At 37.3% G+C, this 13,062-nt stretch carries 14 protein-coding genes; 5 read left to right on the top strand and 9 right to left on the bottom strand.

Features of this window, described 5'->3' with window-relative positions; translation table 11 throughout:
• Window positions 1-104: 104 nt before the first annotated feature.
• Genes ACJJVX_RS13400 through ACJJVX_RS13390 form a run of 3 tightly spaced genes read right to left on the bottom strand, consistent with a single transcriptional unit; the run spans window position 105 to window position 2,213 of the window.
• Window positions 105-542 (bottom strand): acyl-CoA thioesterase, encoded by a 438-nt coding sequence (locus ACJJVX_RS13400; protein ID WP_054204571.1) that lies wholly within the window; start codon window positions 540-542, stop codon window positions 105-107.
• 5 nt (window positions 543-547) lie between these two features.
• Window positions 548-1,363 carry a M23 family metallopeptidase gene (locus tag ACJJVX_RS13395; protein WP_405631856.1) on the bottom strand — a complete coding sequence of 272 codons (816 nt, stop codon included), beginning with the start codon at window positions 1,361-1,363 and terminating at the stop codon, window positions 548-550.
• Entirely contained in the window at window positions 1,356-2,213 is an 858-nt protein-coding gene (locus tag ACJJVX_RS13390; protein ID WP_054204569.1) for a 6-carboxytetrahydropterin synthase, read from the bottom strand. Before ACJJVX_RS13390 ends, ACJJVX_RS13395 begins: the two co-directional genes overlap by 8 nt.
• 352 nt (window positions 2,214-2,565) lie before the next feature.
• Here ACJJVX_RS13390 and fabA point away from each other — a divergent pair, with 352 nt between their 5' ends.
• Window positions 2,566-3,081 (top strand): bifunctional 3-hydroxydecanoyl-ACP dehydratase/trans-2-decenoyl-ACP isomerase, encoded by a 516-nt coding sequence (gene fabA / locus ACJJVX_RS13385; RefSeq protein ID WP_054204568.1) that lies wholly within the window; start codon window positions 2,566-2,568, stop codon window positions 3,079-3,081.
• A gap of 70 nt (window positions 3,082-3,151) precedes the next feature.
• Here fabA and rmf read toward each other — a convergent pair whose 3' ends face one another.
• Window positions 3,152-3,322 (bottom strand): ribosome modulation factor, encoded by a 171-nt coding sequence (gene rmf, locus ACJJVX_RS13380; protein ID WP_054204567.1) that lies wholly within the window; start codon window positions 3,320-3,322, stop codon window positions 3,152-3,154.
• A 446-nt stretch (window positions 3,323-3,768) separates the two neighbouring features.
• On the opposite strand from rmf, the gene ACJJVX_RS13375 reads away from it, so the two are divergent.
• Window positions 3,769-4,404 (top strand): TetR/AcrR family transcriptional regulator, encoded by a 636-nt coding sequence (locus ACJJVX_RS13375; protein WP_082355623.1) that lies wholly within the window; start codon window positions 3,769-3,771, stop codon window positions 4,402-4,404.
• 51 nt (window positions 4,405-4,455) lie between these two features.
• Window positions 4,456-5,448: an MDR family oxidoreductase gene (locus ACJJVX_RS13370; protein WP_054204566.1), complete on the top strand. Its 993-nt coding sequence runs from the start codon at window positions 4,456-4,458 to the stop codon at window positions 5,446-5,448.
• A gap of 54 nt (window positions 5,449-5,502) precedes the next feature.
• Here the strand turns inward: ACJJVX_RS13370 and ACJJVX_RS13365 are convergent, their stop codons facing one another.
• Window positions 5,503-6,069 carry a hypothetical protein gene (locus ACJJVX_RS13365; RefSeq protein WP_054453531.1) on the bottom strand — a complete coding sequence of 189 codons (567 nt, stop codon included), beginning with the start codon at window positions 6,067-6,069 and terminating at the stop codon, window positions 5,503-5,505.
• 189 nt (window positions 6,070-6,258) lie between these two features.
• On the opposite strand from ACJJVX_RS13365, the gene ACJJVX_RS13360 reads away from it, so the two are divergent.
• The gene (locus tag ACJJVX_RS13360; RefSeq protein ID WP_054204564.1) at window positions 6,259-6,675 is read left to right on the top strand and encodes a VF530 family DNA-binding protein; all 417 of its coding nucleotides are present in this window, start codon (window positions 6,259-6,261) and stop codon (window positions 6,673-6,675) included.
• Between the two features lie 440 nt (window positions 6,676-7,115).
• Here ACJJVX_RS13360 and ACJJVX_RS13355 read toward each other — a convergent pair whose 3' ends face one another.
• Complete coding sequence (locus ACJJVX_RS13355; protein WP_054204563.1) at window positions 7,116-7,487, bottom strand: MmcQ/YjbR family DNA-binding protein; 372 nt, start codon at window positions 7,485-7,487, stop codon at window positions 7,116-7,118.
• Window positions 7,488-8,250: 763 nt separating this feature from the next.
• On the opposite strand from ACJJVX_RS13355, the gene ACJJVX_RS13350 reads away from it, so the two are divergent.
• Complete coding sequence (locus tag ACJJVX_RS13350; protein ID WP_405631850.1) at window positions 8,251-8,472, top strand: hypothetical protein; 222 nt, start codon at window positions 8,251-8,253, stop codon at window positions 8,470-8,472.
• Between the two features lie 90 nt (window positions 8,473-8,562).
• Here ACJJVX_RS13350 and ACJJVX_RS13345 read toward each other — a convergent pair whose 3' ends face one another.
• From ACJJVX_RS13345 to ACJJVX_RS13335, 3 genes are all read right to left on the bottom strand, one after another.
• Window positions 8,563-10,410, bottom strand: coding sequence for a protein kinase domain-containing protein (locus ACJJVX_RS13345; RefSeq protein ID WP_405631848.1), 1,848 nt, complete (start codon window positions 10,408-10,410; stop codon window positions 8,563-8,565).
• A 612-nt stretch (window positions 10,411-11,022) separates the two neighbouring features.
• Entirely contained in the window at window positions 11,023-11,874 is an 852-nt protein-coding gene (locus ACJJVX_RS13340; RefSeq protein WP_342884180.1) for an HDOD domain-containing protein, read from the bottom strand.
• A gap of 424 nt (window positions 11,875-12,298) precedes the next feature.
• A complete protein-coding gene (locus ACJJVX_RS13335; protein WP_169326377.1) occupies window positions 12,299-13,060 on the bottom strand; it encodes an SDR family oxidoreductase in 762 nt (253 codons plus the stop codon).
• Window positions 13,061-13,062 lie beyond the last annotated feature (2 nt).

The raw sequence follows: 13,062 nt of genomic DNA, 5'->3' as shown, positions 1-13,062 counted from the left end.
GTAAAGGTTCACAGCAGGTGCTTATTATTATTTACCTAAAACCCAGTATGATGTGTTCTTTTTCTGTTGCGAATAAGCCCAATTTAAGCTTATTCGCATACTTTTTATTTATCGAAACCATAAATCATTTTGTCACATACAACAGGTGTCGGACGATGGTTATCATCAACAGCCACAAAGGTAAAACTTCCTGTAATTGCTGAGTGTTTGTTATCTTTATGCATAGTCTCTAAAAATATTTCAACATCGACTCTTAAGCTAGTATTACCAACGTGAACAACTTTTGATATTAGTTCAGCAAACGTTCCTGCAGGAATTGCTTCTTTAAAGTCGACTCGATCAGATGAAATAGTGACTAGTGGCTTTCGACAAAAACGAGTCGCTGCAATAAATGCGACTTCATCCATCCATGCTAATGCATCACCACCAAATAAAGTATTGTGGTGATTAGTCCGTCCAGGGAATACCGTTTTAGTAACAGATGTTGTTGAATCAATAATTCGCTGTGCAATAATCTTTTCACGATTTACTTCAGTTGTCATAGTTTCTACTTTTTGTTTGCTAATGTGTCTAACATCATAAGAGCTGGATCAAGGCGTTCGCCCTTCCAATTAAAACGCCAATCTAAATGCGGGCCAGTCACTCGTCCTGTAGCGCCTATTTCAGCTATTTTTTCCCCACGGATAATTTTATCACCTACTTTTACATCTAATTTACTCAAATGAATATAAGTTGATGTAACGCTATGGCCATGATCTAAAATTAAGGTGCCGCCAGAATAATACAAATCAACATCAGCAAAAACAACAGTACCGCTCACAGGCGCATACACTGGACTACCCGTTTTATTGGCAATATCTAAGCCAAAATGAGGCCTACGGGGTTCTCCATTAAAGTAACGTTGACTACCATAAACACCCGAAATCCTTCCTTCGGCAGGTTTATAAACAGGATCTAAAAAGTAGGTTAGTTCTGAATCTACTTTTCGTGCATTACGAACAGCAACAGCTTCACGGCTGATACGTGCACTCACCTCTTTAGGTGGCGATACATATTTTTTAGCTACACCGGTGATTTTATCGATATTATAATCACGCTTGGTGATCAATATAGGTTGCTCGTGTGCCTTGCTGTTGCTATCAACCCACGATAAATTGTGCTTAAGCTGCGAATCACGGCCAAAGCCAAATGCAAAAAAACCCTCCTTTGTTACTTTTAATGGCTCACCATTAAACTTTATCAAAGTAGCGTCTTCAAGCTGCCCGGTGACTAAACCACCTTGCGTTAAATGGCCTTTTAATTCGACTGCTTGGCTAAAAAAGCTTAATGTTGATAATGCGCCTACTAAAATAAAATTACGCATAACAAATTGACCCTTTAGCGACACCTTCATATGCCGTAACCTTTACATCATTATCAGGGTGTACTAATTTAACTTGTTCAGCTAAGTAAGCTGCAATACATTCAACGGTTGTATCTACGGGTAAAATATCGCAACGAACCTTACTAAGTACCATTTCGAAATAACCTTGGGCAGCCGTATATGCAAAACATAAATCATCTTTTTTTGCAGTGATGTGAATTAATTGCTCTGCTTTAATTTCATCTTCAGCGGTCGCTAAATAGATATCTTGCCATTTATCAGCCCATTGTTTTTGTAAACGAGGCATAGCCATACCATCTAATGCAATACCAATTTGTGACCGATGGCCATGAATAATACGCTGGCAATTCCCGTCATGCTTTTTAAGCCCATGACTGTAATGATAATAAAAGCTTTTACTATGCTCAGGCTTTAGTTCAATCTCGATTTTGTCTATGTTACTAGGCAGTTGCGGCATAATTGTAGCGATTAAAAAGTCGATGACTGATTGTTCATTAATAACAGGTGCATCGATCATACAAAATGCTTGATGCGGCGCACTCATCGCTAAGTGATGGCCGTCACCAAAAGTACAATCAAGTGTTCTATAGTCATCATATGCGACTACTTCACCTTGAATAATTGACGGTATCGCTAGCTTATGATCAATACAATCATCAATAATACCTTTGATCTGTTTTTTAACTAAACCAAAATCGAGAACCATCGATTCTTCATTTAATTGACCGTGCAACGTTAAATCAACAATCCAGCTTTCGCCAACTGCGCCTCGTTTATTACACAGATAAGAAAAATCAATTACTGTAAGTGCGTTAACAAAAAGGATCATAAACTTCCTTTATACTGGTTAAAAAATCAGGCTAATTATACCCAAACCACCTCAAGAAGCGAGTTTAGGTTTGAATTAAAAGCCATTTAACTAACGCATTAATGAAAATAAGACGTAATTAGATATATGCAACATTAAGTTTAAGCATATCCTTAATTTTTCGTCTATTTTTTTGAAGTCTTGATGACAGAATTTGATAAAAATTCTTTTATTTTAAACGTGAAATTAACATGTTATTTATCTTTTTAGATTGATTTACGTGCTAATCAACTATTTTTTAACTGCTCAGAGTTGTTTAGCGTACAAGTGTACGCTAAAGTACTCTGCAATTTCTAAGCGACGAAAAAGTGTTATGGAACCTAAAAATAGCTATACAAAAGAAGATTTGATCCTATGTGGTCAAGGCGATATGTTTGGTGAAGGCAATTGCCGCTTGCCAAGTGATAACATGTTAATGATGGATCGCATCATTTCGATCACTGATGATGGTGGTGAACACGGTAAAGGTGAAATAGTTGCAGAGCTAGATATCAACCCTGACTTATGGTTTTTTGATTGCCATTTTAAAGGTGACCCTGTAATGCCTGGTTGCCTTGGTTTAGATGCGATGTGGCAATTAGTTGGCTTTTTCCTTGGTTGGTCAGGTGGTCCTGGTCTTGGTCGTGCTTTAGGTGTAGGTGAAGTTAAATTTACTGGCCAAGTGTTACCTACCGCTAAAAAAGTTACCTATCGTTTAACGATGAAGCGCGTAATTAAACGACGTTTATTCATGGGAATGGCTGACGGCACCGTTGAAGTTGATGGCCGTGTAATCTATGAAGCAAAAGATCTTAAAGTAGGCCTTTTTCAAGATACTAGCGCGTTTTAATTTTAAAACATTCCTGCAAAAACGCCTCGCTATTTTAGCGAGGCGTTTTTGCTTAAATTTGATCTAACCTTTAGGTCTTATACAAGTTACGACTATCTATCGCCTCACGCCAACCACCTAACCATTCTGATTTAGGATCTATTTGTTGATAAGGGCAAAGGTCTTTTGAACGACCCGCTAAGCCTGCTTTAAAGCCTTGAGAATGAGCTCTTTCTAACCGATCTCTTTTCTGTCTCTTCATAGGTAAATCCTCACCTTTTATATTTATATATTTGTAGCGTTTATGACATCTACATTTAATGAATAGTTAATAAAACTGTTAAATTCAAATCACAAATGCAATTAAATAAATTGACATTAACTAAGCTGCTGATGCAAAAATGAATTAACATTTTAAAAAGCAATATGGTCATACCACTGACTCAGCGATTTATATTCATACAAAGATTACGGCAATCTAATCAATCAGAGGTACTCATGTGCTTTAATTATGACCAGTCAATATCTCTGATAGTTCCTAAAATAAATGTAATTATGACAATTTTATTTCAACTATTTAAATCTAAAGAAGTTCTTATATTTCTTACTTTATCGAAAAAAACATAATCACTAAGTTAACAATCGCAATATTTTTACGAATAAAATTAATACTTGCACATATAAATACGATCGGTCTAATATATGTATATGATAAAAAATACCGAACAGCAACCGCGACGTGGTCGCCCACCAAAAGCTAATCGCAGTAATGCCGACACAAAAGCATTATTGATTTCAGCAGGCGTGGAAACTCTCACTGAATTTGGCTTTAGTGCAACAGGGCTCGATACAATTTTAAAGAAAGTAGGTGTGCCTAAAGGATCGTTTTACCATTATTTTAGCAGTAAAGAAGCTTATGGACTGGAGGTTGTTGATGCTTATAATAGCTACTTTATAGCCAAACTTAATCGCTACTTATCGCAAAGTGATGCACCGTATTTAGAGCGCATTGTTAATTTCACACAAAGTGCTGCACGTTCGATGCATAAATACGATTATAATCGAGGTTGCTTAATTGGTAACCTAAATCAAGAGTTAAACCATTTAAATAATGAATTTAACACTAAACTAGTACAGTGCTATGAATCATGGCAAAGCCTTATACAGGTTTGTTTAGATCAAGCCCAGCAAGATAATGTCATTTCAAGCACTGTTAATACCCACCAAATGAGTGAGTATTTTTGGATAGGCTGGGAAGGTGCAGTAATGCGTGCAAAACTAACCAAAACCCCCTACCCACTAACGCTCTACACAGAAATGTTTTTACGCGCATTGCTTAGGTAATTGCGCATTTTATTTCCCAATTAAAAGACGATCGGTCTAAAAGGATTCAACATGAAAAATGAATTTAAAGCCATTGTTATTAATAACATTGATAATACCTATACAGCCGCGTTGCAAACAATAACAACAGATCTATTACCCAACAATAATATTGAGTTAGACGTACTTTTTAGTACCCTTAACTACAAAGATGGCTTAGCCATTACAGGAAAAGGCCCTGTTGTACGTACTTTTCCAATGATCCCCGGGATTGATTTAGTAGGTAAAATCACCAAAACTACGTCTAATGAATTCCAAAACGGTCAACTCGTTTTGCTCAACGGTTTTGGTGTGGGTGAGAAACACTGGGGTGGACTTGCACAGAAAGCATCGTTAAACTCAGAGTGGCTTATTCCACTCCCCGTAAAATTATCACCTAAACAAGCGATGCAGATAGGTACAGCAGGATACACTGCTATGCTCAGTATTATAGCACTTGAAAAACAAGGCATAACACCTGACTCTGGTGATGTACTCGTCACAGGTGCAAACGGTGGCGTAGGAAGCTTTGCCGTGTATCTATTAAACCTATTAGGATACAGCGTAGTTGCTGCGACTGGGCGCCTTGAACAAACAGATTACTTAAAACAACTTGGAGCAAAACAAGTAATTCATCGTGATGAATTATCAACTCCAGGTAAGGCGTTAGCTAAAGAACGATTTGCCGCGGCTATTGACTCTGTTGGCAGCCACACACTTGCTAATATTTGTGCATCATTAAAATATGGCGGCGTTGTGACAGCGTGTGGTTTGGCACAAGGTATGGATTTACCTGCGTCCGTAGCCCCATTTATTTTGCGCGGGATTTCATTAATGGGTATTGACAGTGTTATGCGCCCAAAACCTGACAGAGTAGAAGCATGGCAACGTTTAGCTGAGCTTGTAGAAAGTAGCTACTTAGATAAAATATCGACCGAAATTAGCCTACCTGATGTCATTGAAGCAGCTAATAACTTAATGGCAGGAACAATACGAGGTCGAGTTGTAGTTAATTGCCAAGCCTAACACTAACAAGCCGCAATACGATAATCGCGGCTTTTATAAATTAGCTCAACGTGTTTATGCACCTAAAGCGGCTAGCTTTTCTTTAAGCTCTTCTTTTGATATCAAATTCATTTCGTGTTGCTTTTTAACTTTACGGATAGTATCAAAATTATCTAATTTGAAGCGTGCTTTAGCTAGTCTCTCAGTCATTTCATCTACAGAAATCACATCAAGCTTTACTGCTTTTTCAAGCTTTTCTTTTTCTTGGTCATATTCTTTTTGAAAAAGTGCTTTTTCTTGGATTATAATTTGGTCTTTTAGCTTTTTTTCGATTTCTATCGCTTCATCTTCAAGCTCTAGTTTCTTTTCAAGTAAAGGCTCTACGCGATTCAATGATTCTTGTAATGCGGCGTCTATATTTTGACCTTCATTCTCTAATAGGTTCTCAACATATTTTTTACCAATATCTTGATAACCAATATTGAGTTGCCCTTCAATTGATGTTATTTCTGAGCGAATTGCTGATAATTTTGAATTTTCTTTAAGTGATGTGCTCATATCTGAGCTTAATTTTGACGTTGATTCGCTGATATTTGAACCAATTGATGTAGCTTGTGTTTTAATTTTGTTGAAAAGTCCCATGTATACTATTCCTTAAATCTATCATCCGATGTAGTTGGCGTCATGCCTAATCTTATTAAAGCTTCGTAAGCTTACCCATTCCTCTGACGTTTGTAAAATCGCAATTTTAGATATTAGTAATTTTCTTGTATCAAATTTTGCTCATAAAAATTATAATTACTTTATTAGATATTTGAAAAGAATGTACTTATGAGCAATGAAGATTTATTCGGAAATAACCCACTGCAAGGTGTAAAACTGGAGCAAGTTGTATCAGAGTTAGTCGAGCAATATGGTTGGGAACTTTTACACGCTTATTTACAACTAAATTGCTTTAAAAATAACCCTGATATCAAATCTGCAGTTAAGTTTTTACGAAAAACTCAGTGGGCCCAAGATAAAGTTGATAACTTTTATCTTTATCGTCTAAAAAATCTACCAAAGCCTGATGACGTACAGTATGAGCTCCCACCCCGTGATCGTATTATTCCTGAAGGTGATAAGCCTGGTGAACCTTGTGAACTAAGCTTTAGTGATGCAAAACGTATTCAGGCTAAAAAAGAAGCGAAAGACCGCGCTCGCACCCGTAAAAATCGCTCAAATGCAAGTAACCCTTGGGGTAACTAAGCCCTTATAATTATAAATCCGCTTTTGAATAAATCATAAAAGTCGGCAATCCTGACTTTTATGATAAGAGCAATTAAACTACTATACTTGGTGTTCGCTCAAGCTAACCAGTTTAATGCACCTCAGCTTTATTTTTAGACATAACGATTAGCACCAATCGACTTAAATATTTAACCATTCTATCGGACTAAATAAAGCGCTAACTGCGTTAGTAATTTTTCATGTACGACTGCATGGATTCAGGAGGTAGAGCAATGCAGGAGCAATTGCCGAGAACAACACCATGTCAAAATTTCAGCCTTGTTATCACTGTATTTATCTTTCGCTATAAATGGTCATTACCTCAACACGATTGGTATAAAAACCAAATCCATCCTACATTTTATATCGCTATGCTTATTATACTGAAGCTATTGACTAGAAGCCTCTAACTTTGCGGATCACAATGCACTTACCTCTTGATTTAAACCTAGCTCTTTCTGCCTTTTTTTAGTTAACCCTAAAGAAACTAAGCGATATGATTCTTTAAGGTAATATTGCAGATCTTCTTTGTTTGTATTATTAAACTGCTGAATCCACTTCATTCCACGATTAGCAAAATATGGGGCTGGTTTATAGCCTTCACTTTCACTTAGAAAAACGAAATTTTGCTCTGAAGCTTTAAATGTAAAAGCTGGTGATTGATTATCTGACCAGCCACCTATAGCAAATACTTTACCGTCAACTTTCCAGACATGGCAATTACCCCATTGAATTATATAGGTAGTAGCTGGAAAGGATCTGCAAAACTGATTAAACTCTTCGTAGTTCATTATAAATCCTGAGCGTCATAATAAGCCACTAGAATGACTTATTTTACCTTGTTGATAAGCAAACCATAGCTGAGTTGCTATTTGGGTTCAATAACTTATACCAATCTGGATAGATATGGAGTCTATTTAATGACAAAAAAATTGCGCTATAACTAGAGCCTGTTGACCTTTCGTGATTAATTTTGCAGCAATAATCTATTTAGTATTTAGGCAAGGCAGAGCCTGTGTATGTGGTTGTACCCCATGAATAGGCGATAACGCAGTATAAATGCCAAACATGCGCTGCCCAAAGGGTTGTTCCTAGGGGCGTGAGCAGGACGCACAAGCTTTGCTCGGTTTTTACTTATTCTCACATGGATGTGAGCTAGTAGAATAACGCAGGAGCAGTTATCGAGCCCGCTAGGTTACAAACCTCGCGCCGCGATTAAATCGCCCCTAGATTGAACAAATTTCAATCCACAAAGGTCAACACGCCCTAGGCAAAAAAATTTATATCTAATTGTTCTAAAAAAAATTTTTTAACGAAGTTATAGTCTTGATTTAATTAGTTAAATTGTTCAAATATTTATGCAGATTGGTATTAATAGCTTTTACGTTTTTACTTACCTTTAGTCGCTTCGTTATCCCTAAATTTAAGCTGGTACTACCTCGAAAAATCACTGACAAAAAAACAATTTGAATTACCATCATTTACAATCTAGTATCTAATACAGATACTAATTTAGTATCTAATATTATTATAATTTTAAGGAATGGAATAAAAATGAAAAAATTAATCTTAGCAGGAACAGTAATAGTATTATCGTGTATGAGCAACTCTGCAATATCATCAAATGGCGCTAATTTTTCTAGAGGTGATTGGGTTGTTGAATGTAGATTAGATAATGGTAGAGTTTGGCACTTTCAAAGTTCTGATTTAGGAGAGGCATTGGATAAGTCACTAGAATGCGAAGGCTCATCAACTGTATTTCAAATAAGATTTTAAGATCTTTATTATAATAAATTATTACGAGTCACTTAGTGAGTTGAAGTTAACCTACACTATTATATTTTTTAATTAACCCTAAGGCACCCCTTAGTTACCTTTTGGGTCAGTAGCAGCACTGTCAAAACGTTTTGGATCTTTTGGGAAGTAAAGTTCAGACTGTTGATCACATAATGAAAACTCTCGAGTATTTTTATACGGTAACTTCATAAAGCCAGCAACTCCTACGTCTATAATCCCCACCGCATATTGCATCAATTTATTTAACAGCCGTTTAAATTCAGTTTCTTTGCTTGCATCCAATAAACGATAGTAATGATGTATTTTCATTCGATCTGGTAGAGCTTCAAAAATAATACACCCCGTATGATGGATCTGATTAAGCTCAAATACACATTTTATCACTTTATTTGGCAGTTTTAATTGCTCATCAGGATCTTTACCATCTTCAAAATAAGAATGCGGTCTCGTTACATCTGAACTTTTTAAATTCATAACTTCATAATCAAGTTCAGGAAGTTGTTCAAATTTAAATGCACCGGTGCCATCTCGCTCTAATTGAATCGTCTTACGTGCATCAAACAGGCAACACTTAAATAATCCTTTTTGGCTTATACCTTGCGCTAGCATCACCGTATTATTAATAGCTTGCGTGAATGCATGACCTAAACTCTTATCATGCATAATTAAAGATGATTCCACATACAACGAGTCTTCTTTCCAATGAAAGCTTAAACCTCCTACTGCGGGATATTTCGCTAATCGACTAATTGATGCTAAAAATGCTTTTTCAGTATCACCAGTATCAAATAGAAACTCTTTATAATAGCGATCAAGTTGGGCATCGTTTACATCTAATAATTGCTGATTATGATCTGCTTGGCGCAAAAATTGTTTTCGTGAGCTGTAAACAACTGTATCTGGGTGCTCATTATCACTGCCGTACCAAAATGGAATATGTGCTCTTAGCTCTTTATTTAAAGTTACTGGCGGTAAATATGCTTTTGCCATACTTGGCATATTACGTATAAAATAATCACCCGCGTGATCGCGTATTGCTTTGTCTTTTGACAGCATGCCATCAATCACTTTAGCAAGCTCTATAGGTAATCCTAATGAACTTGCAGGAATAACTTGAGCGCCAAACCGGCATGACTGTGCAGAAGCCAGTGCATATAAGGTAGAAGCCACCCCTTGTTCATCAAATCGCGGGGATGATTTGGCACCTGACATTTGCTCATCACCTATAAAGTACACATCCCCCATTCGCGCATTAGTAGTACTTAAATCACCAGACATTAGATCCATAAAATTACTGGCTATCGGGTTACCCGCACTGTCGACTTGGGCATACACAGAACTCCCCCAATCCACCAGCGATAACCCTTGGTTAGCTTCATCCCACACTAAGTTAGAAGGCTTGATATCACCATGAACTATAGGCTGAGGCGTTAGCCCATTTTTTTGATTACGTAGATCAATTAATACATTACGTAATTTAAGCGCAAGATCTGTAATTGCAGCAGCACTAAAACGCCCTCGTTTTAGTGATACCTTTTCTAAGTCTTCTCCTAAAGCGCGGGCCATCATTAGGATCCCTTGCTTTTTTATTCTCTCAAAAGCATAAAATTTCGGTACTAGTGGGTTATCAACCTGAGAAAGCATATACGCTTCATCTTCAAGCCTATCACGCACACTTTGAGCGAGTGTAATACGAGAAAATTTGAAAACCCATGGTTGTTTTTTGTCATCTAGTCCTGCAAACACAAAGCCAAATGCGCCAGAGCCAATCATTTCTACATCAGAATAACCAAGTAAGGTAAGCTGTTTTATACAGATATTAAGCCATTGGCGATGTTTTTTAGCATCATGATGCGAAAGCAAATACACAGACTGCTCTTCATTGATGTAAAAATTACGGATTTCTTTGGCTTTCACTGAATATCTCAATAATGTGGTTTTTGATACGTTATGAGCTCAATTATTCTTTTTATAGCATTGAATTACAAGAAAACCCCACGACTATTTAGCACCTGCTGGCACAGCAGATTAAAAATCATTCAGCTCAGTGAGCAAATCAAGACATGACGTATGTAATCGAGCAAAATAGCAAACCCCCCTTAGTGAGACTTAAAGGTGTTAGCTTGGTTTTGTAAGGTGTAGCTAAGTATTTTATGCAGGCTTTATTAAGAGAGTCAATATAGTATATAAACCTAATTAACTGGTATTTAAACAGCTAGGGCGTGTTGACCTTTCGTGATTGATTTTGCAGCAGACTGTTTGGTATTTAGGCAAGGCAGAGCCTATGTCGTGTGGTTGTTCCCAATAAATAGGCGATAACGCAGTATAAATGCCAAACATGCGCTGCCCAAAGGGTTCTTCCTAGGGGCGATTGACTCTTTGTCGCTCGGTTTTTACTTATTCTCACATGGATGTGAGCTAGTAGAATAACGCAGGAGCAGTTATCGAGCCCGCTAGGTTACAAAACTCGCGCCGCGATTAAATCGCCCCTAGATTGAACAAATTTCAATCCACAAAGGTCAACACGCCCTAGTGCTCGCTGTTTAAATAATCAATTACATCCTCTTGTAGATCAACGTACTCATCATCATTCATATGTAAAACATCGAGTGCTTTCACCTCAATTGTATTCCATTCAGTTAAGGGGGTCCCCCGCTTAACTAAGTTGACTAAATTCTCTGACATCTTAAGGATTGCAAAGCTAATTTGCATATCACTGTCTGTAACATCGTCTAGAATACTCAAGTCATGGTGGTTGAGTATTAATTTACATATCTCTTTTGGTAAGTGCCAACTGTTTGCAAAATAATACCCAACAATCGCATGGTTTGTATTGTATAAACGCTCTTCAATCTCAGTGATACTTTCTTTACCGGATTGGTTAGATAAATGAAGTGCTTTTAAGTAGCTATCGTATTTAATAGCCATTGGCGGAACACCGCAATCATGAAAAAGACCTAAAGTGTACAAAGATTCAATGGCTATTTGCTTCTTAAATCGCTGACCAATCATCATATTTACATTAGCTATTTCTGTCGATGTGTCCCAAAATCGCTCTAAACTGATACAGCTATTTTCTGCAGCGAACATATGCTTTAATTTAAGCCCTTGTACCAGCGCGTTAACACCATCCCAACCAAGAAACATAACGGCTTGCTTAATATCTGACACAGTACGAGATAGACCATAGGCGGGGGAATTTATAATTTTTAGTATCGCTGATGAAATCGCTAAGTCTTTAACAACAACATCTGCTGCATCAGCAATAGAAGCATCCTCTAGTGCTGCTAAATTTTGTAAATCACTGAGTATTTGCGGTTTTGGTGGGATAATAAAATTTCTGTTTATATCTGTTAATATTTGTTCATTAATTTCTATCATATATATTAAATCCCAAAGTCGATTATTAAATAATACCGAAGAACAAATAGAGTATTAATATTAGAAGGTGATCGAGACAATGGCAAATTGGCTTTAAATGTATAAATACAGCAAATAAATACATGATTAGTAGCATTAGCATGGCACCAAAAAAATACTGTACATACATACAGTCAATTTGAATCGCGAGTATATTTGTACCAATCGTGTTAAGTTAATGACCATTTATAGCGAAAGATAAATACAGTGATAACAAGGTAGAAATTTTGACATGCAGTCGTACATGAAAAATTACTAACGCAGTTAGCGCTTTATTTAGTCCGCTAGAATGGTTAAATTTTTAAGCCGATTGGTATTAGCTACTGCCTTAAAAAAACGGCAAGCCAAGGCTTACCGTGTAATAATAACTATTGCTTGCTTAGCTTTACAAGCGTATACCACCATCAATTTCTACAACGCGACCGGTGAAAAAGTCGTTTTCGATAATGTACTGCGCAGTATGGGCAATTTCCTCCGCTTCACCAAAACGCCCAACCGGCGTTACTGCTAACATGCGCTGCTTTGCCTCTGGTTTCATGGCGTCGGTCATTGCTGTGCGAATAACACCTGGCGCAATAGCACCCACTCGAATACCAAAACGGCCAAGTTCTTTAGCCCAGCCTGTAGTCATAGCAACAACACCCGCTTTAGATGCTGCATAGTTAGTTTGACCAATATTTCCAGCACGAGCAACACTGGACATATTTACAATCACGCCACCTTTGCCCGACTCAATCATGTGACACGCAGCTTCACGGCCCGCTAAAAACACACCGGTTAAGTTCACATCAATTACTGACTTAAATTGATCAAGTGCCATTTTAGCAACCACTTTGCCTTCTTTTGCTTTGATAAACATACCATCGCGTAAAATACCGGCATTATTAATTAATACCCCAATATGACCAAAATCATTGTTGATTGTATTAAACGTACTCACTATGGCGTCTTCATCCGTTACATTGGCAACGTATGCTTTTACAGTAGTGCCATGCCCCTCAAGTTCAGCCACTGCTGCATCAAGTAAGTCTTGCTGCATATCAATCAAGGCAATGTTAGCGCCTAACTGAGCAAATTTATGCGCCATTGCAAAGCCTAAGCCTTGTGCGCCGCCGGTGATCACTACGGTGTTGTTTTTAATTTCCACCT

Origin of the sequence: Pseudoalteromonas sp. Ld20, from assembly GCF_045064175.1 — a bacterium.
GTDB classification, from domain to species: domain Bacteria; phylum Pseudomonadota; class Gammaproteobacteria; order Enterobacterales; family Alteromonadaceae; genus Pseudoalteromonas; species Pseudoalteromonas neustonica.
The sequence above is the reverse complement of the archived record's forward strand: the minus strand, read 5'-3'. Positions and strand labels throughout refer to the sequence as shown.

What these genes read in the sequence shown, in the direction of transcription:
- ACJJVX_RS13360 (WP_054204564.1), top strand. Translation starts at nt 6,259, where the DNA reads ATGAGCAATGAAGATTTATTCGGAAATAACCCACTGCAAGGTGTAAAA.
- ACJJVX_RS13375 (WP_082355623.1), top strand. Translation starts at nt 3,769, where the DNA reads ATGATAAAAAATACCGAACAGCAACCGCGACGTGGTCGCCCACCAAAA.
- ACJJVX_RS13395 (WP_405631856.1), bottom strand. Translation starts at nt 1,363, where the DNA reads ATGCGTAATTTTATTTTAGTAGGCGCATTATCAACATTAAGCTTTTTT.
- rmf (WP_054204567.1), bottom strand. Translation starts at nt 3,322, where the DNA reads ATGAAGAGACAGAAAAGAGATCGGTTAGAAAGAGCTCATTCTCAAGGC.
- ACJJVX_RS13390 (WP_054204569.1), bottom strand. Translation starts at nt 2,213, where the DNA reads ATGATCCTTTTTGTTAACGCACTTACAGTAATTGATTTTTCTTATCTG.
- ACJJVX_RS13370 (WP_054204566.1), top strand. Translation starts at nt 4,456, where the DNA reads ATGAAAAATGAATTTAAAGCCATTGTTATTAATAACATTGATAATACC.
- ACJJVX_RS13355 (WP_054204563.1), bottom strand. Translation starts at nt 7,487, where the DNA reads ATGAACTACGAAGAGTTTAATCAGTTTTGCAGATCCTTTCCAGCTACT.
- ACJJVX_RS13340 (WP_342884180.1), bottom strand. Translation starts at nt 11,874, where the DNA reads ATGATAGAAATTAATGAACAAATATTAACAGATATAAACAGAAATTTT.
- ACJJVX_RS13350 (WP_405631850.1), top strand. Translation starts at nt 8,251, where the DNA reads ATGAAAAAATTAATCTTAGCAGGAACAGTAATAGTATTATCGTGTATG.
- fabA (WP_054204568.1), top strand. Translation starts at nt 2,566, where the DNA reads ATGGAACCTAAAAATAGCTATACAAAAGAAGATTTGATCCTATGTGGT.
- ACJJVX_RS13400 (WP_054204571.1), bottom strand. Translation starts at nt 542, where the DNA reads ATGACAACTGAAGTAAATCGTGAAAAGATTATTGCACAGCGAATTATT.
- ACJJVX_RS13365 (WP_054453531.1), bottom strand. Translation starts at nt 6,069, where the DNA reads ATGGGACTTTTCAACAAAATTAAAACACAAGCTACATCAATTGGTTCA.